The sequence below is a fragment of the Kitasatospora sp. NPDC042419 genome, from assembly GCF_056437345.1.
Map to the genome: position 1 here is coordinate 107573 of NZ_JBWKAW010000016.1, position 21436 is coordinate 129008.

The 21436-nt window shown below is 73.9% G+C and carries 7 protein-coding genes; 2 read left to right on the forward strand and 5 right to left on the reverse strand.

What is annotated here, in order from left to right; translation table 11 throughout:
- The first annotated feature begins 25 nt into the window (after positions 1–25).
- Together AC067J_RS26890 and AC067J_RS26895 are read left to right on the forward strand one after the other, a co-directional pair.
- Positions 26–1123 (forward strand): terpene synthase family protein, encoded by a 1098-nt coding sequence (locus AC067J_RS26890; protein WP_478303339.1) that lies wholly within the window; start codon positions 26–28, stop codon positions 1121–1123.
- A gap of 103 nt (positions 1124–1226) precedes the next feature.
- Positions 1227–2081, forward strand: coding sequence for an SAM-dependent methyltransferase (locus AC067J_RS26895; RefSeq protein WP_478303341.1), 855 nt, complete (start codon positions 1227–1229; stop codon positions 2079–2081).
- Between the two features lie 82 nt (positions 2082–2163).
- Here the strand turns inward: AC067J_RS26895 and AC067J_RS26900 are convergent, their stop codons facing one another.
- The 5 genes from AC067J_RS26900 to AC067J_RS26920 form a co-directional block, all read right to left on the reverse strand.
- Positions 2164–2946, reverse strand: a complete 783-nt coding sequence (locus AC067J_RS26900) for an isoprenyl transferase (protein ID WP_478303343.1) — start codon at positions 2944–2946, stop codon at positions 2164–2166.
- Positions 2947–3105: 159 nt separating this feature from the next.
- Positions 3106–4356, reverse strand: coding sequence for an MFS transporter (locus tag AC067J_RS26905; protein WP_478303344.1), 1251 nt, complete (start codon positions 4354–4356; stop codon positions 3106–3108).
- 27 nt (positions 4357–4383) lie between these two features.
- On the reverse strand, positions 4384–11514 hold the full coding sequence (locus AC067J_RS26910) for an amino acid adenylation domain-containing protein (RefSeq protein WP_478303346.1): 7131 nt from the start codon (positions 11512–11514) through the stop codon (positions 4384–4386).
- Entirely contained in the window at positions 11511–14984 is a 3474-nt protein-coding gene (locus AC067J_RS26915; protein ID WP_478303347.1) for an amino acid adenylation domain-containing protein, read from the reverse strand. The genes AC067J_RS26910 and AC067J_RS26915 overlap by 4 nt, the downstream gene beginning before the upstream one ends.
- On the reverse strand, positions 14981–21349 hold the full coding sequence (locus AC067J_RS26920) for an amino acid adenylation domain-containing protein (RefSeq protein WP_478303349.1): 6369 nt from the start codon (positions 21347–21349) through the stop codon (positions 14981–14983). The genes AC067J_RS26915 and AC067J_RS26920 overlap by 4 nt, the downstream gene beginning before the upstream one ends.
- Positions 21350–21436 lie beyond the last annotated feature (87 nt).

Genomic DNA, 21436 nt, shown 5'->3' on the forward strand with positions numbered 1-21436 from the left:
CCACCCGTACCGAGGAGCACCGCCCATGACCGTCGAAGAGCCCAACCCCTGTCCCGGAATCGGCCCCGACACCCGGATCCGGTTCCCGGCGCTGGCCCAGCGCTTCACCTGCGGCCTGCACCCCGAGTACTACGACATCCTCCGCCGCCACGAGGCCTGGGTCCGCGAGAAGCTGCTGCCGGGCAACCGGGAGGTGGCCGACCAGATCCTGCGGGACAACCTGAGCGCGATGTTCGTCTGCATGTCCTACTACAACCTGGACACCGAACGGGTGTTGGACGTCTGCAACCTGACGGACTGGCTCTTCATCCACGACGCCGACGTCGCCCGGCTGCGGACCACGCCGGACAGTTCGGACACGGCCCGGCAGAGCGCGGTGGACGGCTACATCGGCAAGCTGCGGGGCATGCTGGAGGGCGGCGGCGCGCCGGACGAGCCCTGGGCCATGGACAGCATCAACGACCTGATCACCCGGTTCAGCGCCAAGTGCAGCCCGGTGATGTTCGAGCGGCTGGTGGAGGCGTTCAACCACTACAGCCTGGAGACGATCCGGGAGGAGGCCACCGACCTTCTCAGCCGGCGGATCACCGACCTCGACAGCTACATGGAGATGCGTGCGGCCGGCGGCAGTTCCGCGACGCTCTTCTACCACGTGGTCACCGAGTACGTGGTCGGCGTGGACCTCGACCGCGAGGCCCTCGGGCACCCGCTGGTCAAGGAGTTCTGGAACAGCATCATGGACCACTGGTACCTCCCGAACGACCTGCTGTCGTTCCGCGCCGAGTGCGCCCGGGGGGACCACAACAACGCGGTCTGCCTGCTGCGGCGCTTCGAGGGGCTGAGCCTGCAGGAGGCCGTCGACAAGGTGGCGGAACTGATCGACGACCGCCAGGACCGGGCGGTGCGCCAGTACGAGGCGATCCGCGCCTCGTCGCTGGCCGCCAGCCCCGGGCTGCTGCCGGTGCTGGAGGCCTTCCAGTCCATCAGCGCCGCCAACCAGCGGTGGTCCTACATGGCGCCCCGCTACCACGGCGAGGGCTTCGTGTGGAACGGCGTGCTCAGTGGCGAGGTCCGGCTGACGTCCGGCCACACCTACTTCCCGCCCGTCCCCGTTCTCGGGTGAAACGTTCCGGCCCCCGGCTCCGGCCCGCTTGCGCGCGCGTCCCGGCCCGCCTCCCGGTCCCCGTCCCGGCCCACGTCTCCACCCCCGTCGAAAGGCATGCACCGTGACCGACACCCCGACCGCCGCGTTCGTCCCGACCAAGGACGACGTCGCGGCGTTCTACGACAACTCCATCCCGCTGATCAACCAGTTGGTCGGCAACAACGTGCACGTGGGGTACTGGACCTCCCCGGAGGACAGCAGCTCGCTGCAGGAAGCCACCGACCGGATGACCGACCTGGTGATCGAGCGGCTCGCCGTCGCACCGGGCGCCCGGGTGCTCGACGTCGGCTGCGGTCTCGGCGCCCCGGCGATCCGCCTGGCGAAGGCCGCGGGCGTCGAGGTGGTCGGCATCGCGACCAGCCCCAAGCTCGTCGAGCAGGCCCGGGAGGCCGCGGAGCTGGCCGGCGTGGCCGACCGGGTGACCTTCGAGGTGGTCGACGCCGAGGAGATGGCCTACCCCGACGCGTCGTTCGACGCGATCATGGCGATCGAGTCCCTGGTGCACATGAACGACCGCCCGCGCGCCTTCGGGCACATCGCCCGGGTCCTGCGGCCCGGCGGCCGCCTGGTGCTCACCGACCGGGTGGAGGTCACCACGCCGACCGAGCAGGAGCGGGAGGTCGTCGAGGCCTACCGCAGGCTCTCGATGAACAGCCCGTTCCTGAAGCTGGACGAGTACCTCCGCGCGCTCATCACGGCCCGGCTGCTCCCGGTCGAGTACCGGGACATCACCCCGGAGACCATGGCGCACCAGCTCCACCTGCTGGAGGCGATCGAGCAGGAGACCACCGGGTCCGGCACCGCCCTCGACCCCGCGGTCCTGTCCGCCGGGAAGTCCGTCTTCACCGGCCTGTTCGAGGCGCGGCTGCCCACCAACATGTTGGTCGTCGCGGAGCGCGCGGCCGAGCGGGGCTGACCGCGCCGCCACCGACGGGCCGCGCCGCCACCGACGGGCCGCACCGGGCCCGTCGGTGGCCGGCCCGCCCGGTGACCGCGGACTACCGGCCGAAGCGGCGCTCGCGGCTCGCGTACGAGCGCAGCGCGCGCAGGAAGTCCACCCGCCGGAACGCGGGCCAGTAGCAGTCCACCCAGTGCATCTCGGCGTACGCGGACTGCCAGAGCAGGAAGCCCGACAGCCGCTGTTCCCCCGAGGTGCGGATGATGAAGTCGGTCTGGTCGGCGTTCGGCGAGTACAGGTGGCGGGAGATGTCGTCGATGTCGAGCCGGTCGACCAGTTCGAGCGGGTCGCCGCCGGCCGCGACGTGCTTCTCGAACGCGCTCTTCACGGCGTCGACGATCTCCCGCCGCCCGCCGTAGCCGACCGCGACGTCCACCTTCAGCCCGCGGCGCCCCGCCGTCGCGGCGGCGGCCTCCTTGAGGACCCGGGCGCTGTCGCCGGGCAGGAGGTCGAGCGAGCCGATGACCTGGACCTCCCAGGTCCGGTCCAGGGCCGCGATGTCCCGGACGGTCTCCTCGATGATCTCGATCAGCGGACCGAGCTGTTCGGCGGGCCGCCCGAGGTTGTCGTCGGAGAGCATGAAGAGCGTCACGTGCCCGATCCCGGCGGCCGTGCACCAGTCCAGGAACTCGGCCGCCTTGGCGCCGCCGGCCCGGTACCCCTCCCGGACGTCCGAGTGCCCGGCCTGCCGGGCCCACCGCCGGTTGCCGTCGAGCATGATCCCGACGTGCTTCGGACGCGGCAGTCCCTCCAGGGTGCCGGCCAAGCGGTGCTCGTACAGAGCCTCCATCGGTCGGCGGAGGAACGTCGGGAGCAGTTTCATGAACCCTCTCCAGTGAGTGGTGACCAACCTCGACCGACGCTACCAATGCCGCCGACACCTCTTCGCCACGGTGTGTAACAATCCTGCTGCAGAATGCTGTTGACCCGGTGACGGGTCGATCCCGGTGACGGGCCGATCCCGGGGCCGGGCGCGCGGCGGCTACCCGCCGGAGGCCGGCTGGGCCACGGAGGTCGGCTCGGTCGCGGGGGCCGGCCGGTCCTGCGGAACCGGGGCCCGGCCGCGCGACAGGGCCAGGGCCGCGGCGGTCGCCAACAGGGCGCCGCCCACCGCGTAGGTGACCCGCGGGCCGACGGCGTCCGTGAGCAGACCGCCGACGAGTGAGCCGAGCATGTCCGCCAGGAACGTCGCACTCATGACCGTGCCCATCACCACGCCCAGGAACTCGGTGTCCTTGAAGCCCTGGAGCAGGGTCATCCCGGAGACGTCCCGCACGGTGGTTCCGACGCCGGCGACCAGCGCGGCCCCGAAGAGGAAGGCGAGGTCGAAGGAGGCACCGATGGCGAGATGGCCGAGAGCGAGCACCACCAGGGCGGCCGCGAACAGGCGTGGCGAGGGGGCGAACCGCTTCGAGCGGAGGGTCAGCGTCGCCGCGAGCAGGCCGCCCAGGCTCACGGTGCCGAGGACCAGGCCGTAGACCGAACCGGAGGCGTGAAGCGTCGAGTCGACGAGGCCGATGAGCGCCGGCCGGTCGACCGCGATCGCGAAGGTCGTCCCCGCCGTGGCGAAGGCGACGAGCCTGAGGTGGGGGTCCCGGAGCAGCGCGCGGACACCCGTCAGGGCGGAGGCGGCCAGGGCGGCCTCCTTCGGCGCGGTGCCGGCCGGGCCGGAACGCGCGGGGACGAAGCTGAGCAGGATCGCCGAGGCGAGGAACGAGAACGCGTTGACCACGAGCGCGTACCGGTAGCCGAAGCCCGTCACCAGACCGCCGAAGCCGGAGCCCAGGGTCATGCTGGCGGTGGCGATCATCATCAGGACGGAGTTCGCCTTCGCCCTCGATTCGGCCGGGACCGTCTTCGCGATCATGGTCCGGGCCGCCGGGGCCGAGACGGTGGCTGCCGACTCGGTGACCAGCACCATCCCGAGGAGCAGGAAGTAGGACGGCTGCAGCCAAGCGATCGTCAGATAGAGGGTGAGTGCGACCACATCGCAGAGGACGAGCAGCTTCTGCGGGGCGAACCGGTCGGCCAGCGCGCCGCCGAGCGGCCCGAGCAGCCGCGGGACGATCCGCGCGGCGAAGAAGCCGGCGACGGCGATCCCGGAGCCCTTGTCCTGGTAGAGGTGGACGGTCAGGGCGGCCGCAGCGGCGAAGTCGCCGATGATGGACAGCGTGCGGGCGGCGACGAACAGCGGAAAGCGATTGAGGCGCCACCACGCCAGCTGTTGAGTCATGGGGTACCTCTCGAACGGTGGGTGCCTTCAGAGGGCCCCGCGGCCGGTCTCCCGGACCGCGGTCGCCTGGTCGGGGACCTGTTCCCGGAGGATCCCCGCCATGACGTTCGCCAACTGCCGCACGTACGGCGGCCGGAGGACACCGTAGTGGTCCCCCTCCACCGGGTGCACGAACAGGTCGCCGCACCAGGGCTTCCACGGTACGGTCCGGGCCGTGGAGTTCGCGGTGGCCCGGGCGAGGTGGACCGGTCCGGAGTACGCCGTCGTCCGATGGCGCCGGAGCTCCCGGTACAGCCACGCGTACACCGCGAACCGGGCCTCGAACCAGTCGCTCCCGTCCGGCAGGGCCTCGGGCGTCAGGCCGGCCCCCCGGGCGGCGTCGTGGGCGAAGGCCCGGCGGACCGTCTCCGGGTCGTCGCCGTGGCGCAGCTCCTCGACGGGCACCGAATCGACGAGCAGCAGCGGCGGTTCGACGCCGCGGGTCCGCTGCCAGTGGCCGGCGATCTCGTGGGCGAGGGTCCCGCCGGACGACCACCCGCACAGGAGGGACGGCCCCTCGGGGTACCGCTTCTCCAGCTCCCGCACGTAGCGGGCGGCGAGTTCGGCGAGCGATTCGCCGGTGTCGGCGTCGGCCTGGAGCGCGGTGGTCTCCCACGACCCGTCGAGTGACGTCACCAGGTCGCGGTAGCAGAGCAGGCCGCCGCCGACGGGATGCACCAGGACCACGGACACGGGGCCCGTGCCCGCGTTGAGCACGACCAGCGGACCCGCGTCCTCGGCCCGGCGCCCGTCGCCCAGCGCCGCCGCGATCCCGGCGACCGTTGGAGCCCGGAACAGCGTGGGCAGGGCAAGCTCCACCCCCAGCTCCCTGCGGGCGCGGCCGACCAGTCGGGCCGCGAGGAGCGAATGGCCGCCGAGGTCGAAGAAGCCGTCCTCGATCCCGACCCCGCGCACACCGAGGAGGTCCTCGAAGAGGTCGCGCAGCGCGCGCTCCAGCCCGGTGCGCGGCGCGCTCCCGGACACCTCGTACCGCGGAGCCGGCAGCGCGCGGTGGTCGAGCTTCCCGTTCGCCGTCAGCGGCAGGGCGTCGACGACCACCACCGCCGACGGCACCATGTACTCCGGCAGGACCCGTGCCAGTTCGGCGCGCACGGAGCCGGCCGTCGGTACGGCACCGTGCCCGGTCGGGACGACGTAGCCGACCAGGCGTCGTTCCGCCGCGGTGCTCCCGCGCACCGCGGTCGCCGCCTGCGCGACGCCGCCACAGCGCAGCAGGGCCGCCGTGACCTCGCCCGGTTCGATCCGGAAGCCGCGGATCTTGACCTGGTCGTCGGCCCGGCCCAGGACCTCGAACCCGCCGTCGGGCAGGCGTCGTGCCACGTCGGAGCTGCGGTACATGCGGCTGCCGGGAGGTCCGAACGGGTCCGCCACGAAGCGCGAGGCGGTCAGGCCGGGCCGGTTCAGGTAGCCGCGGGCCACTCCGGGGCCGGCCACGTAGATCTCGCCCGTGGCACCCGGGGGGAGCGGGCGCAGCCACTCGTCGAGCAGGTGGATCGTCAGGTCGGGCAGCGGCCGTCCGACCGGGCTCGGGCCCGCCGCCCGGATCTCGTCCTCGCCCAGCCGGTGGTAGGTCGCGTGCACGGTGGTCTCGGTGATGCCGTAGAGGTTCACCAGCGCGACCCGGTCGGCGCCCACACGGTCGATCCAGGGCCGCAGTCCGGCGGGCTCCAGCCGCTCGCCGGCGAAGAGCACCGCGCGCAGCGGCAGCCGCTCCACCCGGGCATCGTCCTCGGTGGCCGCCACGAACGCGCCGAAGCCGCTCGGTGTCTGCGAGAACACCGAGACCCGCTCCGCGGCGAGCAGACCGAGCAGTTCCCGCGGGGCCCGGGCCGTCGACCGCGGCACCACGACGACCCGGCCGCCGAACGCCAGCGCGCCCCACAGCTCGAACACCGAGACGTCGAACGCGTAGGAGTGGGTCATGCTCCAGACGTCGTCCTCGGTGATGCCCAGCTTCCCGGTGGCCGCCGTCAGCAGCCGTACGACGTTCACGTGGCTCAGGACGACGCCCTTCGGCCGGCCCGTGGAGCCGGAGGTGTAGATCGCGTACACCGCGGAGTCCGGGTGGACCGCCTCCGCGGGGTCGTCGTCGGGCAGCGAGGCCAGCAGGGCGGCGGTGTCCGGCGCGTCCAGCACGACCGTCTCGCCGTCGTGCACGGCGGCCAGCGCGCCGGCCAGCCCACGGGTCGTCACGACCACCCGTACCCGCGCGTCGTCGAGGACGTAGCCGAGCCGGTCGGCCGGGTTCACCGGGTCCAGCGGAAGGTAGCCGGCGCCGGCCTTGAGCACGCCCAACAGCGTCGGGACGAGGGTGGCGTCCCGTTCGAGGTGCACCCCGACCAGGTCCTCCGGACCGACGCCCAACGAGCGCAGGTGACGGGCGAGCCGGTTGGCGCGCGCGTTCAGCTCGCGGTAGGACAGCCGCGTCCCGCCGGCGACCACGGCGAGCGCGTCGGGTGAGCGCCGCACCCGTTCCTCGAAGAGCGTGTGCAGCGCCCGGCGCACCGGCGGGACCTCCCGCGCCCGCTCGGCGCGCAGCCCGGCCAGCTCGTCCGGCGACAGCACCTCGATGCGGCCCAGCGGCACGTCGGGGTCGGCGACCACGGTCCGCAGCAGACGGAGGAGGCGCGCGACGAGCGTGCGGACGGTCGCCGGCTCGAACAGCGCGGTGTCGAACTCGACCGACGCCGCCAGGCCCCGGCGGCTCCCGTCCTCGCCCGTGCGCTCGGTGACGTGCAGGGTGAGGTCGAACTTCGCCGTGGTGCGCCCCGCCGACAGGGGGGAGACCCGCAGGCCCGGGAGGTCGATCGCCGTCCCGGAGCCGGACCGGAAGTTCAGCGCGACCTGGAACAGCGGGTGCCGGCCGGAGAGCCGGGGCGGGTTGAGCTCCTCGACGAGCCGCTCGAACGGGACGTCCTGCCGGGAGAACGCGGACAGGACGGTCTCGCGCACCCGGTGCAGCAGCTCGCGGAAGGTCGGGTTCCCGGACAGGTCGTTGCGCAGGACCAGCGTGTTCACGAAGCAGCCGACGAGGTCGTCCAGCGCCGAGTCGGTCCGGCCGGCGACGGGCACGCCGATCGGAACGTCCGTACCGGCGCCCAGCCGTGCCACCAGCGCCGCCAGTGCGGCCTGCACCACCATGAAGGTGCTGACCCGCTCGCCGCCGGCGAGGTCCGCCAGCCGCCGGTGCCAGGACGGATCCAGCTCGAAGGGCACCTGCCCGCCGTCGTGGCCCGCCGTGGCCGGCCGTGGCCGGTCGTACGGCAGGGCGAGCTCCTCGGGCGCCCCGGCGAGCGCGTCCTTCCAGTACTCCAGTTGCCGTGTGATCGGGCTGTCCGGGGAAGCCCCGCTGCCCAGGAGCTCCCGCTGCCACAGCACGTAGTCCGCGTACTGCACCGGGAGCGGGTCCCACCGCGGCGCCGCCGCGAGGCGACGCGCCCGGTAGGCGTGCGAGAGGTCGCGTTGCAGGACGGGGATCGACCAGGCGTCGCCGGCGATGTGGTGGAGGACCACCAGGAGGACGTGCTCGTCGTCCGCCGACGCCAGCAGCCGGGCGCGGACGGGCAGTTCGACGGCGAGGTCGAACGGCGCGTCGGCGATCGCCGCGACCTCCTCGGCGATCCGGTCCGGATCCGACCGGGTCAGCGGCACGGCGAGCCGCGCCCGCTCGGGGGTGACGACGAGCTGCCGCGGCTTCCCGCCGGCCTCCGGGAAGACCGTGCGCAGCGCCTCGTGCCGGGCCAGGACGTCCGAGAGCGCCGCACGCAGCGCGTCGACGTCCAGAGCGCCCCTGAGCCGGTGCACGAAGCGCAGGTGGTAGAGCGGACTCGGCCCGTTGAACTTCTCCAGGAACCAGATGCGCGCCTGCGCGGGGGACAGCGGAACGTCCTCGGGCCGCTCGGCGGGCCGGAGCGGCCGCCGGGCGGCCCGCGCCCCGGTGGTCAGCGCGGCGGCCAGCGACGCCGGCTCCGGTGCGTCGAACAGCGCCGCGACGTCCACCTCCAGGCCGGTCACCGCGCGGATCCGGCTGAGCAGCCGCATCGCCAGCAGCGAGTGCCCGCCGAGTGTGAAGAAGCTGTCCTCCGGGCGTACCTCCGGCAGGCCGAGGACCTCCGCGAACAGCCGGCAGAGGACCTCCTCGTGCGGGGTGCGCGGTGCGCGCCCCGCACGGGCGGCGCGAGGATCCGGCATCGGCAGCGCGCGGCGGTCCAGCTTGCCGTTGGCGTTCAGCGGAAGGGCGTCGAGGACGACGAACGCCGAGGGGACCAGGTCGTGCGGGAGGGCGCCGCGCAGCCGGGCCCGCAGGTCCTCCGGATCCACCCGGGCACCCGCCTCGGGGACGACGAAGGCCACCAGCCGCTTCCCGCCCCGGGCGTCCGGCCCGGCCACGACGACGGCCTGGGCGACCGGGGCGCACGCGCGCAGCGCGGCCTCGATCTCGCCCGGTTCGATGCGGATTCCCCGCAGCTTCACCTGGAAGTCGGCCCGGCCCCGGTACTCCAAGCAGCCGTCCGCCCGCCAACGGACGAGGTCGCCGGTCCGGTACATGCGCTCGCCCGGCCCGCCGAAGGGATCGGCGACGAAGCGCTCGGCGGTCTGCGCCGCACGGTTCAGGTACCCGCGCCCCAGCTGCGCCCCGGCGAGGTACAGCTCGCCCACGACGCCGACGGGCACCGGCCGCAGCGCCTCGTCCAGGACGTGGCCGCGGGTGTTGGGCACCGGGCGCCCGATGGGAGGGGAGAGCGGCCAGTGCCGCGGATCCCCGTCGAGTGCCTGTGCGGTGACGACGACCGTGGCCTCGGCGGGGCCGTAGTGGTTGCGCAGCACCCGTCCGGGGACCTTGGCGAAGAAGTCGCGCACGGGTCCGTGCACGGCGAGGGCCTCGCCGGCCTGGGCGACGGTCCGCAGCCGGGGCAGGTCCAGGCCCTCGGCGGCGGCCGCTTCGGCCACGGCCTCCAGCACCAGGTTCGGCACGTGGATCTCGTTCACCCGGAGCCGGTCGAGCCAGTGCACCAGGGCGACCGGGTCGCGGCGTACGTCCTCGCGGGGGACGGCGAGGGTGCGGCCCGACAGCAGCGCGGCGAAGATCTCCTGGGAGGCGACGTCGAAGCCGATCGTGGTCAGGTGGGCGGAGACCACGCCCTGCCCCGACCCGGTGGCGTGGTGCCAGCCCATCAGGTTGGCCATGCCGCCGCCGGTGATCACGACGCCCTTGGGCCGACCGGTCGAGCCCGAGGTGAAGACGACGAAGAACGGGTGCTGGGGCAGCGACGGGCCGAGGCGGTCGCGGTCGGACAGGTTCGCCGGGGAGCCGTCCGCGGCGGGTCCGCCGTCCGGGGCGAGGACGACCGCGGCCGTCCCGGCGGGCAGCAGCTCCCGTGTCCGCTCCGTGGTGAGCGCGAGCGCCGGCCGGGCACTGCCGAGGACGTGGGCGATCCGCTCGGCCGGGTGGTCCGGATCGACCGGGACGTAGGCCGCGCCCGTCTTGGCCACGGCGAGCAGCGCCACCACGAGCCCGGCCGAGCGGGGCATCACCACGGCGACGGTGCGCTCCGGGCCGGCACCCCGGCCGACCAGCGTGCGGGCCAGCCGGTTGGCCCGGGCGTTCAGTTCGGCGTAGGTCAGCTCGACGCCCTCGGCCACGACGGCGGCTGCGTCCGGGGTCAGGGCGGCCTGCTGCTCGAACCGGTCCGTGACCGAACCCCGGGGGAGGGCGGCCCGGGTGTCGTTCCAGGAGCCCAGGAGTCGCGCACGCTCGGCCGGCGCGAGCAGGTCGGGTCGGCCGATCGGCTGGTCCGGGTCGGCGGTCACCGCTTGGAGGAACCGCTCCAGCCGTGCGACCAGGGCCTCGGCCGTCTCCTCGTCGAAGAGGTCGCGGGCGTACTCGCAGACGCCGTCCAGCCCGGCCGGCTCGCCCGCGTCCGTGTACCGGTCCCCGACGCTGAACAGCAGGTCGAACTTGGCGGTCGGAACCTCGAACCGCTCCGGGGCCGTGTCGAGCCCCGGCAGCGCGAACTCGGCGGCCGCGTTGTTGCGGAAGCTCAGCATGACCTGGAACAGCGGGTGCCGTGCCGTCGACCGGGACGGATTGAGGACCTCGACCAGGTGCTCGAACGGTACGTCCTGGTGGGCCATCGCCTCCAGGTCCGTGGTCCGGACCCGTCGGAGCAGCTCCCGGAACGACGGGTCGCCACCGGTGTCCGCGCGCAGCACGAGCGTGTTGACGAACAGCCCGACCAGGTCGTTCAGGGCGTCGTCGGAGCGTCCCGCCACCGGCGAGCCGATGGGGACGTCGGTGCCGGCTCCCAGCCTGGTCAGGACCGCCGCGAGGGCGGCGTGCACGACCATGAAGGCGCTGGCCCGCTCCTCGTGGGCCAGGCGGACGATCCGCCGGTGCAGATCGGCGCCGAGTCGCACGGGCACCCTGCCGCCCCGGAAGCTCTGCCGGGCGGGTCGGGGCCGGTCCGTGGGCAGCGCCAGACGGTCGGGCAGGCCGTCCAGGCGCTCGCGCCAGTAGGCGGTCTGCAGGCCGAGGACGCTCCCGGGGTCGCGCTCGCTGCCCAGTACCTCCTGCTGCCACAGTGTGTAGTCGGCGTACTGGACGGGGAGCTCGTCCCAGTCCGGTGCGCCCCGTCCGCTGCGACGCGCGCGGTAGGCGGTGGCGAGGTCCCGGGACAGCGGCGCCATGGACCAGCCGTCGCAGGCGATGTGGTGGAGCACCAGCAGCAGGACGTGCTCGTCCTCGCCGAGCGCGAACAGGGCGGCGCGCAGCGGGAGCTCGCGGGACAGGTCGAAGCCGTGCCGGACCTCCCGGCCGACGGCGGCGGCCAGGCCGGCCCGGGAGGTCTCCGTCACCGCGAGCCGGACCGTCGCCTCCTCCGGGGCCAGGACGTGCTGGTGCGGCACGCCGTCGGTCTCCGGGAAGACCGTGCGCAGCGTCTCGTGCCGCAGGACGACGTCCTGGAGCGCGGCCCGCAGGGCGGTCCGGTCCAGCCGGCCGGACAGGCGGAGGGCCAGCGGCATGTTGTACACCGCGCCGTCGCGCTCCAGGCGGTGGAGGAACCACTGCCGCCGCTGTGCGTAGGAGAGGGGGATCACGACGTCTTCTCCTCACGCCGCATCCGGCGCAGGGCCGGCCGCGCGGGCGCGGGGCCGCCGAGCCGCGCCGCCAGTGCGGCCACGGTCCGGGCTTCGAACACCATGTGCAGCGGAAGCTCGCGGTCCAGGGTGGTCCGGACCCTGTTCGCCAGTCGGAGCGCCAGGATCGAGTGGCCGCCGAGGGTGAAGAAGTCGTCGTCGACGCCGACCCCCTCGACGTCCAGCACCCCTTCGAACAGGGCGCACAGGGACCGTTCCAGCTCGGTGCGCGGCGCGCCGCCCTTCAGCTCGTACACCGGCGCGGGGAGCGCACGCCGGTCCAGCTTCCCGTTGGCGGTCCTCGGCAGCGTGTCCAGCACGACGACCGCCGCGGGCACCATGTACTCGGGCAGGCGGTGTGCGACGGCGCGGCGCAGACCCTCGGCGTCCGCCTGCGAGCCGTCACCGACCGCGTAGCCCACGATCCGGCGGTCCCCGGGCCGGTCCTCCCGGACCACCGCGACGGCCTGGACCACCCCGGCGCAGGCGGTCAGGGCGGCCGACACCTCCCCGAGCTCCACCCGGAAACCCCGGACCTTCACCTGGTCGTCGACGCGTCCCAGGCACTCCAGGAGACCGTCGTCGCGCCAGCGTCCCAGGTCGCCGCTGCGGTACATCCGCGCGCCGGGAGGACCGAAGGGGTCGGCCACGAAACGCTCGGACGTCAGGGCCGGGCGGCCGAGGTACCCGCGGGCCAGCGCGCTGCCGCCGATGTGGAGCTCTCCCACCGCGCCGGTGGGAACCGGGCGCAGCGAGTCGTCGAGCACGTACAGCCGCGCGTACTCGAAGGGTCGGCCGATCGGGACGGGCCCCTCGCCCGGCGAGGCGCCCGGTTCGATCCGCAGGTCGGCGCAGGCCACCGTCGTCTCGGTCGGGCCGTAGCTGTTGATCACCGTGACGTCCGGGTGGTGCTCGCGCCACGCCGACAGGGCCTCGCCGGTCAGGGCCTCGCCGCCCAGCACCAGCTCGTCCGACGGAGCGCGGCCGGAGGCCAGCAGCAGCGGCAGATGGCTGGGAGTCGCCTTGAGGAGGCCGAACCGGCCCGTCCGCCCGGGACCGGTGTCCGTGACGTCCCCCAGGAGCACGCGGCCGCCACGGGCCAGCACCCCCCACAGGCCGGTGAGCGGCAGGTCGAAGGCCAGGGCGGAGTGCAGCAGGGCGCCCTGCGGGAGGGCCCGGTAGGCCACGCCGGTGCGGCGCACGTAGTCGACGATCGCGCGGTGCGGGACCAGGACGCCCTTCGGTTCGCCCGTCGTGCCCGAGGTGAACACCACGTACGCGGCGCCGAGCCGGGAGACCTCGACCGGACGCTCCGGGGCGGACTCCTGTCCGGGTCCGTGCTCAAGGCCCTGCTTCTCCACCTCGTCCACGTCGAGCCGGACGACACCGTCCGGGACCGGTGCCCGGAAGGAGGCGTCCGCGATCAGCAGCTTCCCCGGGAGCCGGCCGAGGACGGTGTGCTGGCGGGCGGCGGGCGCGTCGGGATCGAGCGGCACGTACGCGCCACCGGCCTTGAGCACGCCCAGCAGGGCCACCAGCAGGCCGACCCCGCGTTCCAGGCAGACGGGCACCAGGACCTCGGGGCCGACACCGAGTGCGCGCAGCCGGCGGGCCAGCGCGTCCGCCATGGCGTTCAGTCGGCCGTACGTCACGCCCCGACCGTCGCACTCCACGGCGGTGGCGTCCGGGGTCCGGCGGACCTGCTCCTCGAACAGGCCGTGCAGCGTGCCGTCGGACGCGCCCTCGCCGCTGCCGTTCCACTCCTCGACGAGGCGCCGCCGCTCCGCCGGCTCCATCAGGTCGATGTCCCGCAGCCGGATCCCCGGGTCCGCCGCCACCTGCCCGAGCACGTGCCGCAGATGGCCTGCCAGGCGTTCGATCCGGTCCGCGGGGAACAGATCGGTGGCGTAGAGCAACCTGAGGTCGAGCCCCTCCGCCGACTCGTCGGCGTTCAGCGTCAGGTCGAACTTGGAGGCGTGCGCGTCCTGTGGGAGAAGCTCGACCTCGGCGCCCGGGAACGACAGCGCCAGGCCGCGGGCGTCCCGCACGGCGAAACTCACCGCGAAGAGCGGGTTGGCGCCCGGGTCCCGCTCCGGGTTGAGGTCGTTCACGAGGTCGTCGAACGGCAGGTCCTGGTGTTCGTGCGCCGCGAGGACGGTCTCGCGGACCCTGCCGAGCAGCGTGGTGAAGGACGGATTGCCGCCGAGGTCGGTGCGCAGGACGATCGTGTTGACGAAGCAGCCGACGACGCCCTCGGTGTCCATCCGGGTACGGCCGGCGACCGGGGTGCCGACCGCGATGTCGTCCCGCCCGGTGTGGCCGCGCAGCACCACGGCGAAGACGGCCAGCAGGGTCATGAACAGCGTGGAGCGGTTGCGCCGCGCGATGTCCCGCACGGCGGCCTCGGTCGCCGGGTCCAGCCGGAACCCGACCGAGGATCCGCGGCCGGTCGGCCTGGTGGGGCGGGGCCGGCCCAGCGGCAGGTGGAGCGTCTCCAGGCCGCCCACCGCGGAGCGCCAGTACTCCAACTGGCGCCGGGCCGCCCCGGTGCCCAGCCACTCCGCCTGCCGGAGCGCGAAGTCCGCGTACTGCAGCGGCAGGTCCGGGAGGGCCGGGGAGCGGCCCGTGATCCGGGCCGCGTACAGCAGGCTCAACTCGCGGGCGAGGATCTCGCACGACAGCCCGTCCGCGACGGCATGGTGGAGCGTCAGGGCGAGGACCTGGTCGTCGGCGGCCCGGGTGACGAGCAGCGCCCTCAGCAAGGGGGGCCGGGACAGCTCGAACGGTTCCAGGGCCTCCTCCCGCAGCAGGGCGCGGCAGCGCTCGTCGGCGGCCGTTTCCCCCGGTGCCGTGAGGTCGACGCGCGTCAGGGCGAGTTCGGCCGATTCGTGCACCAGCTGGCGCGGCTCCTGCCCGGCGACGGTGAAGCCGGTGCGCAGCGACTCGTGCCGTTCGACCAGGGCGCGCAGGGCGGCCTCCAGCGCCGGCACGTCGAGCCGGCCGCGGATCCGAAGGGCGAGCGAGACGTTGTAGTCCGCGCGTCCGGGACTGAGCTGCTCCAGGAACCACAGCCGGCGCTGCGTGGAGGACAGCACCAGCCCGCGGGTGCGGTCCGCCCGGTCGGCCACGCGGGTCCCGTCGTCCTGCCGCGGTGCGGCGGCGGGACCGGGCCCCGCCGCCGCGGCGGCGTTCCCGGCGGCCCTGGAGATCACGAGGTCACCGATGACGGCGGCCATCGCCGCCACTGTGCGGGCCTCGCGCAGCGGCCCGCCGGGAACGTCGAAGCCCACCACGGCGGACAACCGGGCCGCGAGCGCCTCGACGTGCTCGGTGCCGCCGCGCGCGAGGAAGTCGTCGTCGGGCGTCAGTGGCGCGACGCCCAGGACGGAGGCGGCCAGTTCGGCGACGAGGCGCTCCGTCGAGCCCGTCATGCCCGACCGCCTTCGCCGCCGCTCGCCCCGGCGGCGGCCTCCATGGCCTTCGCCAGCGCCAGGTCGGCGACCGCCGCCGCCAGCCCCTCAACGGTCGGCGCCTCGAACAGCAGCCGGATCGGGACCTCGAAGCCGAACTGCTCGCCCATCCGCAGGACGGTGCGGTTGGCCAGCAGCGAGTGTCCGCCGAGGGTGAAGAAGCTGTCCGTGGCCGAGACCCGGGGGACGCCGAGCACCTCGGCCCAGATCGCGGCGATCAGCTGCTCGGTGCGGGTCCGCGGGGCCCGTCCGGTGGGCGGGGCCGACTCGTCCGCGAAGGCGGGCAGCGCGGCCCGGTCGACCTTGCCGTTGGGCGACAGCGGAAGCGCGTCCAGCACCTGGATGCCGGCCGGCACCATGTACGGCGGCAGGACGGAGCGCAGGTGCTCGCGCAGGTCCGCCGCCCGGACGTCCTGACCGGGCGCCCGCAGGGCGTGGACGACCAGCCTGCGGTCCCCGTCCGCGGTCCGTTCGACCAGTGCCACGGCCTGTCGCACCCGCGGGTGCCGGGTCAGCGCGGCCTCCACCTCGCCCAGCTCGATGCGGAAGCCGCGCACCTTGACCTGGTGGTCGGCACGTCCGACGAACTCCAACCGGCCGTCGGCGCGCCACCGCACGAGGTCGCCGGTGCGGTACATCCGCGAGCCGGGAACCGCGAAGGGGTCGGCGACGAACCGTTCGGCGGTCAGGCCAGGCCTGTTCAGGTAGCCCCGGGCGATGCCGTCGGAGTGGATGTAGAGCTCGCCCACCACGTTCGGGGGCACCGGGCGGAGCCGCGCGTCGAGCACGTACAGCCGCGAGTTGACCAGTGGCGTCCCGATCGGGGGCGCCGTGTCGCCCGACAGCGGCCCGCACCAGGTGACGTACACCGTCGTCTCGGTGGGGCCGTACAGGTTCACCATCCGCCGGCCGGGCGACCACTGGCGGACCATCGCCCCGGTGACGGCCTCTCCGGCGACGGTCAGGGTGATGCCGGACGGCAGGCCGTCGGCCGGCACGGCGGAGAGGGCGGACGGCGGCATGGCCAGGTGCGTCACCCGCTGGGCCGCGACCAGCCGGCGCAGCGGATCGCCCGGCACCAGGTCCTGCGGGTCCGCCAGGACCAGGCACGCGCCGGAGAACAGGGCCATGCAGAATTCGAGCAGGAAGGCGTCGAAGCTGGGCGAACCCAGCTGCAGGACGCGGCTGCCGACCCCGGCACCGAAGACCTCCGGCTGCGCCTCGACCAGGCTGCCGATGCCGCTGTGGGTGAGCACCGCCCCCTTGGGCCGCCCGGTCGAACCCGAGGTGAACAGCACGCAGGCCGCGCCGTCGCGGCTGAGCGGCGCGGTCCGGTCCCGGTCGGAGAGGTTGTGGGCAGGCGCGGCGCCGCGGGCCCGCGCCAGTGCGTCGTCGTCCACCAGCACCTGCGGGCGGGCGTCCCCGGGAAGGCGGTCGGCCAGCTCGGAGCGGGTGAGGACCAGCCGCGGCCGGGCGTCGTCGAGCATGACGGCGATGCGTTCGCGCGGGTAGTCCAGGTCGACCGGAAGGTAGGCGGCGCCGGTCTTGAGCACCGCGAGGACGGAGACGACCATCTCCGGGGAGCGGGGCAGCGCGACGGCGACGAGCTGCTCCGGTCCGACCCCGCGGCCGACCAGCAGCCGCGCCAACCGGTTGGCCTCCTCGTTCAGTTGCGCGTAGGTCAGCTCGACGGTTCCCATGGCCAGCGCCGCGGCGTCGGGGGTCCGGGCGGCCTGGGACTCGAACAGCTCGGGCATGGTCAGGGCCGGCACCTCGGCCGCGGCCCCGGCCCAGTCGACGAGGACGCGCTGCCGGTCGTCCTCCAGCAGGACGTCGATCTCGCCGACCCGGCGGTCCGGGTCGGCCGCGGCGGCTTCGAGGACCTGCACCAGACGGGCGGCGAGCTGCTCGGCGGTGGCCCGGTCGAACAGGTCGGTGCTGTACTCGACGAACCCCTCGATGCCCAGGCAGCGGCCGTCGGACGCCCGGGTCTCGTGGAGGTTGAAGGTCAGGTCGAACTTCGAGTAGCCGGCGGGGATCTCGACCCCGTCGGCGGTCAGGCCGGGCAGCCGCAGCCGGAGGTCGGACCTCGGGGTGTTGCGCAGCATGAGCAGCGTCTGGAACAGCGGGTGCCGCGCCAGGGAGCGTTCCGGGTTGATCGCCTCGACCAGGCGGTCGAAGGGGAGGTCCTGGTGCGCGAACGCGGCGAGGTCCGTGTCCTTCACCCGTCCGATCAGCTCGCGGAACGACGGGTCGGCGGAGACGTCCGTCCGTAGCACCAGGGTGTTGATGAAGAACCCGATGAGGTCCACGAGCGCGTCGTCGACCCGGCCGGCCACACCGGTGGCGATCGGGATGTCCTCGCCGGCGCCGAGCCGGCTGTAGAGCGCGGCCAGGCCGGCCTGGAGGACCATGAACAGGGTCGCGCCCGCGTCGCCGGCCAGCGCGGCGAGCCGCTGGTGCAGGTCCTCGTCCAGGGTGAACGGGACGGTGCCGCCCGCGTAGCTCGGCACGGCCGGACGCGGCCGGTCGGTCGGCAGGTCCAGCTGGTCGGGCAGGTCCCTCAAGGCCTCCGACCAGTAGGAGAGCTGTTGTTCGAAGACGCCGCCGGGGCGGTTCTCGTCGAGCAGCTCCTGCTGCCACAGCGTGTAGTCGGCGTACTGCACCGGCAGCGGCGCCCACTGCGGCGAGGTACCGCGACCGCGGGCCGCGTAGGCGGTCTCCAGGTCGCGGGCGAAGGGGGCGAACGACCAGCCGTCGCCGACGATGTGGTGGATGACGACGACCATGACGTGGTGCTCCGGGCCGATCCCGAACAGCACGGCCCGGATGGGCAGCTCCCGCTCCAGGTCGAAGGTCCTGCGGGCGAACGCGCGGGAGAGCCCGGCCACGCTCTCCTCCGTGGCCTGGACGACGTCGAACTCCATGCGGGCGTCGACGGGTTCGAGGATCCGCTGGACGACGGTCCCGTCGGCCCCCTTGACGAAGAGGGTCCTGAGCGTCTCGTGGCGTTCGACGACGTCGGCGAACGCCAGACGCAGCACGGTCCGGTCCAGCGGGCCGTGCAGGGGCACGGACAACGGGATGTTGTAGACCGCGCCGGGGACCTTCAGGTGGTCGAGCAGCCAGAGCCGGCTCTGCGCCGGCGACACCGGGACCGCCGCCGGGCGCTTGCGCCGGACGACCGGCGGGCGCCCGGTCTCGGTCCCGGTGAGCACGGCGGCGAGCGCGGACACCGTCGGCGCCTCGAAGAGGCTGCGCAGCGGGAGGTCGACGCCGGTCTCCCGCCGGATGCGGCTGAGCAGGCGGACGGCGGACAGCGAGTGCCCGCCGAGGTCGAAGAAGCTGTCGTCGGCGGTGACGTGGGTGACGCCCAGCACCTCGGCATAGAGCTCGCACAGGAGCTTCTCGCGCGGGTTGCGGTGGGCGCGGCCGTCCTGCCTGCCGCTCAGCACGGGGGCGGGCAGCGCACGCCGGTCGAGCTTGCCGTTGGGCGTGAGCGGCAGCTCGTCCAGGAAGACGAAGGCCGAGGGCACCATGTACGGCGGCAGGCGGCGGCCGAGGTACTCCCGCAGGTCGGCGGCGCCGACGTGGTCGGCCGTCGCGCAGACCACGTACGAGACCAGGCGCTTGTCCCCGGGAACGTCCTCGCGCACCAGGGCGGCGGTGCGCACCACGCCCGGGTGCTGTCCCACGGCGGCGTCCACCTCGCCCAGCTCGATCCGGAAGCCGCGGATCTTCACCTGGTGGTCGACCCGTCCGATGATGTCCAGCTGCCCGTCCTCGCGCCAGCGCACGACGTCGCCGGTGCGGTACATCCGGGAGCCGGGCCGGCCGAACGGGTTCGCGACGAACCGCTCGGAGGTGAGGTCCGGGCGGTTCAGGTAGCCGCGGGCCAGACCGTTCCCGGAGACGTACAGCTCGCCGGTCGCGCCGACCGGCACCGGGCGGAGGGCGGAGTCGAGGACCCAGAGCTGGGTGTTGGCGAACGGCCGGCCGATCGGCAGGATCCCCGGCGGGATCTCGTCCCCGGGGTCGATGCGCAGGTCCACGCAGCCGCAGGTGGTCTCGGTCGGCCCGTAGTGGTTGATGACGCTGACGCCCGGGTTGAGTCGGCGCCACTGCGCGAGGACCTCGCCCATCAGCGGCTCGCCGCCGACGACGGCCTCCCGGGTCGGCGCGCAGTGCTCGGGGAGCGAGGTGAGCATCGCGAGGTGGCTGGGCGTCGCCTTGAGGAAGGAGTACCGGCCGCGCGGGTCGTCCGTCGAGGCGTAGTCCTCCAGGTCGTACAGGCGCAGGCAGCCGCCGGCGCAGAGTACGCCGTAGAGGGCCGTGACGGTCAGGTCGAAGGCGATGGGGGAGTGCAGCAGCGCCTCCTCCCGGAGCGCCGGGTAGGCCCGGACGCCGCGTACGGCGTAGTTGACCACCGAGCGGTGCTCGACCAGCACGCCCTTGGGACGGCCCGTGGAGCCGGAGGTGTAGATGACGTACGCGAGGTTCGACTGGGTGAGGACCCCGCCCCGGTCGGCGGCGGTGGGGTCGCGGTCGCTGCGGCCCGAGAGCTCCTTGACGGTGGCGTCGTCGTCGAGGAGCACGAGCGGGAGGCGCAGGCCCTGCGGCAGCACGGCGACCGCATCGGCCGTGGTCAGCAGCAGGACGGCCTCGGCGTCCTCCAGGGTGAGCGCGATGCGTTCGGCGGGGTAGTCCAGATCGACCGGGAGGTAGCCGGCTCCGGCCTTGAGGACCGCGAGCACCGCGATGATCATCTCCGGGGAGCGGGGGACGGCGACCGCGACCAGGTCGTCGAGCCCGACCCCGCGGTCGAGCAGCAGGTGGGCGAGCCGGTTGACCCTGGCGTTCAGTTCCGCGTAGCTCAGGACCACGTCCCCGGCGGTGACCGCCGGTGCGTCCGGGGTGCGGGCGACCTGTGCCTCGAAGAGTTCCGGAAGGGTCTCGTCCCCCACCGGGTACCGGGAGGAGTTCCACGCGGGTTCGAGGACCCGGGCCACTTCGGGCGCGGTGGCGAGGGGGAGGGCCGCGAGCGGCAGCCCCGGGTCGGACGTCTCGGCCAGCCTGCGGAGCACGTTGAGCACGCGGGCGTGCTGTGCGGCGAGTTCCTCCGGCGAGTAGCGTGCCGGATTGGCCTCCAGGTCGATCTGCAGCCCGTCCGTTCCGGTCCGGTCGTAGACGTTCACGATGAGGTCCTCCACCGGGCCGGTGGAGAGGGTGCGCATCTCGGCGCGGTGGCCGGCGAAGGTGACGGCGAAATCGAACGGCATGATGTTGACCCGCCACCCGAAGACCTGCGCGTCGGGACCGGCCTTCAGGTCGCGCCGCATGTCCTCACTGCGGTAGCGCTGCGCCGCGAGCCCGTCCCGCAGCCGTTCGCCGGCCTGCCGGACGAGGTCCGCCAGGCTGGTCCACGGACTCGCGGGCAGGCCGATCGGGATCAGGTTGGCGTGCTGCCCGGGGGTGCTGCGGGCGGCGGCGCCGAGGCGGGCGGTCACGTTGCACCCGAGCAGGACGTCCTGCTGCCCGCTGACGCCGCCGACGTAGGCGGCGACGGCGGCGGTGACGAGGGTGGGCCAACTCGTCCGCAGTGACCTGGCGAGTTCGAGCAGCCGGGTGCTGTGCTGCCGGGACAGCGTCCCGCGGTGGACCAGGGCCCGCGGCAGGGCCTTGGCGGCCCCGGGCACCACGCTGGTGGGGTCGGGCAGGGTGGGGAGCAGCTCCTGCCAGTGGGCGCGGTCCTGCTCGTGCTCCGGGGACTCCCGGTAGGCCCGGTCGGCGGCGACCAGCTCGCCGAGGGGCCGGAACGAGGTCGTCGGCACAGGCAGGCCGTCGGCGAGGGCGGTGTACACCTCGGCCACCCGCCGGGCGACCAGGGCCAGGCCGCAGCCGTCGTTGGCCACGTGGTGGGCGCGCTGGAACCACAGGAAGCGCTCCGGGGCCACCTGGATCAGGGCGTGGCCGAAGAGGGCGTCCCGCTCCAGGTCGGTCGGGCGGTCCAGGTCTGCGGTCATCCAGGCGTTCGCGTACCCCTCCGGGTCCGGTTCGCTCCTCGCGTCGACGACGAAGGGCTGCCAGTCCCCGAGGGGGACCACGTGCTGGCGCGGACCGTCCGGGCCGGCGACGATCCGCACCCTGAGCGCTTCCGCCTCCTCCATGACCCGGCGAAGGGCGCCGGTGAAGAGGCCCTGGTCGATCGGGCCCGAGATCTCGAAGCAGCTTCCGATGGTGAAACCGGGGTTGGCCGGATCGAGCTGCTGGGCCAGCCAGAACTCCATCTGCGGGGCGGTCAGGGGAAGACTCTGCGTTGGCGCCATTGCTCGACTACTCCAAGTTCCAGGCATCGCGGATGTCGTGATGGTCGATCGGAAGAGCATGCGGAAGTCCGGGGCCGGACCACCCGT

Excerpts from the sequence above, each read along its gene's own strand:
- AC067J_RS26900 (WP_478303343.1), bottom strand. The coding sequence starts at position 2,946 with ATGAAACTGCTCCCGACGTTCCTCCGCCGACCGATGGAGGCTCTGTAC.
- AC067J_RS26920 (WP_478303349.1), bottom strand. The coding sequence starts at position 21,349 with ATGGCGCCAACGCAGAGTCTTCCCCTGACCGCCCCGCAGATGGAGTTC.
- AC067J_RS26905 (WP_478303344.1), bottom strand. The coding sequence starts at position 4,356 with ATGACTCAACAGCTGGCGTGGTGGCGCCTCAATCGCTTTCCGCTGTTC.
- AC067J_RS26890 (WP_478303339.1), top strand. The coding sequence starts at position 26 with ATGACCGTCGAAGAGCCCAACCCCTGTCCCGGAATCGGCCCCGACACC.
- AC067J_RS26915 (WP_478303347.1), bottom strand. The coding sequence starts at position 14,984 with ATGACGGGCTCGACGGAGCGCCTCGTCGCCGAACTGGCCGCCTCCGTC.